Genomic DNA, 3,171 nt, shown 5'->3' with positions numbered 1-3,171 from the left:
CTTCAGAACTAACACAGTGGACGCGAGCAACTGAGGACAAGCCCTCGGCCTATTAGTACCAGTCAGCTTCACCCGTTACCGGGCTTCCACATCTGGCCTATCAACCCAGTCGTCTACTGGGAGCCTTACCCTCTCAAGGAGGTGGGAATACTCATCTTGAAGCAGGCTTCCCGCTTAGATGCTTTCAGCGGTTATCCCTCCCGAACGTAGCCAACCAGCCATGCCCTTGGCAGGACAACTGGCACACCAGAGGTTCGTCCGTCCCGGTCCTCTCGTACTAGGGACAGCCCTTCTCAATATTCCTACGCGCACAGCGGATAGGGACCGAACTGTCTCACGACGTTCTAAACCCAGCTCGCGTACCGCTTTAATGGGCGAACAGCCCAACCCTTGGGACCGACTCCAGCCCCAGGATGCGACGAGCCGACATCGAGGTGCCAAACCATCCCGTCGATATGGACTCTTGGGGAAGATCAGCCTGTTATCCCCGGGGTACCTTTTATCCGTTGAGCGACGGCGCTTCCACAAGCCACCGCCGGATCACTAGTCCCGACTTTCGTCCCTGCTCGACCCGTCGGTCTCACAGTCAAGCTCCCTTGTGCACTTACACTCAACACCTGATTGCCAACCAGGCTGAGGGAACCTTTGGGCGCCTCCGTTACCCTTTGGGAGGCAACCGCCCCAGTTAAACTACCCATCAGACACTGTCCCTGATCCGGATCACGGACCGAGGTTAGACATCCAGCACGACCAGAGTGGTATTTCAACGGCGACTCCACAACCACTGGCGTGGCTGCTTCAAAGTCTCCCACCTATCCTACACAAGCCGAACCGAACACCAATATCAAACTGTAGTAAAGGTCCCGGGGTCTTTCCGTCCTGCTGCGCGAAACGAGCATCTTTACTCGTAGTGCAATTTCACCGGGCCTATGGTTGAGACAGTCGAGAAGTCGTTACGCCATTCGTGCAGGTCGGAACTTACCCGACAAGGAATTTCGCTACCTTAGGATGGTTATAGTTACCACCGCCGTTTACTGGCGCTTAAGTTCTCAGCTTCGCCACACCGAAATGTGACTAACCGGTCCCCTTAACGTTCCAGCACCGGGCAGGCGTCAGTCCGTATACATCGCCTTACGGCTTCGCACGGACCTGTGTTTTTAGTAAACAGTCGCTTCTCGCTGGTCTCTGCGGCCACCCCCAGCTCAAGGAGCAAGTCCTCTCACCAGTGATGGCCCCCCTTCTCCCGAAGTTACGGGGGCATTTTGCCGAGTTCCTTAACCATAGTTCACCCGAACGCCTCGGTATTCTCTACCTGACCACCTGAGTCGGTTTAGGGTACGGGCCGCCATGAAACTCGCTAGAGGCTTTTCTCGACAGCATAGGATCATCCACTTCACCACAATCGGCTCGGCATCAGGTCTCAGCCTTATATGAGGGACGGATTTGCCTACCCCTCGGCCTACACCCTTACCCCGGGACTACCACCGCCCGGGCTGGACTACCTTCCTGCGTCACCCCATCGCTTACCTACTACCACCTTGGATCGTCGGCTCCACCACTTTCCTTTCCCCGAAGGGTCCGGAACGGCTTCACGGACTTAGCATTAGAGGATTCGATATTGGGCGTTTCAAAGCGGGTACCGGAATATCAACCGGTTGTCCATCGACTACGCCTGTCGGCCTCGCCTTAGGTCCCGACTTACCCTGGGCAGATCAGCTTGACCCAGGAACCCTTAGTCAATCGGCGCACACGTTTCTCACGTGTGTATCGCTACTCATGCCTGCATTCTCACTCGTGAACCGTCCACAACTAGCTTCCGCTGCTGCTTCACCCGGCACACGACGCTCCCCTACCCATCACAGCGGGCGTTGGCCCTATTGCTGCAATGACACGACTTCGGCGGTACGCTTGAGCCCCGCTACATTGTCGGCGCGGAATCACTTGACCAGTGAGCTATTACGCACTCTTTCAAGGGTGGCTGCTTCTAAGCCAACCTCCTGGTTGTCTCTGCGACTCCACATCCTTTCCCACTTAGCGTACGCTTAGGGGCCTTAGTCGATGCTCTGGGCTGTTTCCCTCTCGACCATGGAGCTTATCCCCCACAGTCTCACTGCCGTGCTCTCACTTACCGGCATTCGGAGTTTGGCTAAGGTCAGTAACCCGGTAGGGCCCATCGCCTATCCAGTGCTCTACCTCCGGCAAGAAACACACGACGCTGCACCTAAATGCATTTCGGGGAGAACCAGCTATCACGGAGTTTGATTGGCCTTTCACCCCTAACCACAGGTCATCCCCCAGGTTTTCAACCCTGGTGGGTTCGGTCCTCCACGAAGTCTTACCTCCGCTTCAACCTGCCCATGGCTAGATCACTCCGCTTCGGGTCTAGAGCGTGCAACTCAATCGCCCTATTCGGACTCGCTTTCGCTACGGCTTCCCCACACGGGTTAACCTCGCTACACACCGCTAACTCGCAGGCTCATTCTTCAAAAGGCACGCAGTCACGACCGTTGTTCCGAAGAACAACGGCGACGCTCCCACGGCTTGTAGGCACACGGTTTCAGGTACTATTTCACTCCGCTCCCGCGGTACTTTTCATATTTAGGCTTAGCGGGTGGTCCCGCCAGATTCACACGGGATTTCTCGGGCCCCGTGCTACTTGGGAGATTCTTAAGCAAGCCGCTGATGTTTCGTCTACGGGGGTCTTACCCTCTACGCCGGACCTTTCGCATGTCCTTCGACTACATCAACGGTTTCTGACTCGCCGACCGGCCGGCAGACCGATCAAAAGAATTCCCACAACCCCGCATGCGCAACCCCTGCCGGGTATCACACGCATACGGTTTGGCCTCATCCGGTTTCGCTCGCCACTACTCCCGGAATCACGGTTGTTTTCTCTTCCTGAGGGTACTGAGATGTTTCACTTCCCCTCGTTCCCTCCACACTGCCTATGTGTTCAGCAGTGGGTGACAGCCCATGACGACTGCCGGGTTTCCCCATTCGGACACCCCCGGATCAAAGCTCAGTTGGCAGCTCCCCGGGGCCTATCGCGGCCTCTCACGTCCTTCATCGGTTCCTGGTGCCAAGGCATCCACCGTGTGCCCTTAAAAACTTGGCCACAGATGCTCGCGTCCACTGTGTAGTTCTCAAGCAACGACCAGCCACCCATCACCC

The 3,171-nt window shown here is 56.6% G+C and carries 1 rRNA gene; it reads right to left on the bottom strand.

Going from position 1 to position 3,171, the window contains the following annotated elements:
* Positions 1–32 precede the first annotated feature (32 nt).
* Positions 33–3,115, bottom strand: a 23S ribosomal RNA gene (locus IO30_RS0128935).
* Positions 3,116–3,171 lie beyond the last annotated feature (56 nt).

This window comes from Streptomyces xanthophaeus, from assembly GCF_000725805.1.
Lineage (GTDB): Bacteria > Actinomycetota > Actinomycetes > Streptomycetales > Streptomycetaceae > Streptomyces > Streptomyces xanthophaeus.
This window is presented reverse-complemented; position numbering and strand designations above follow the sequence as displayed.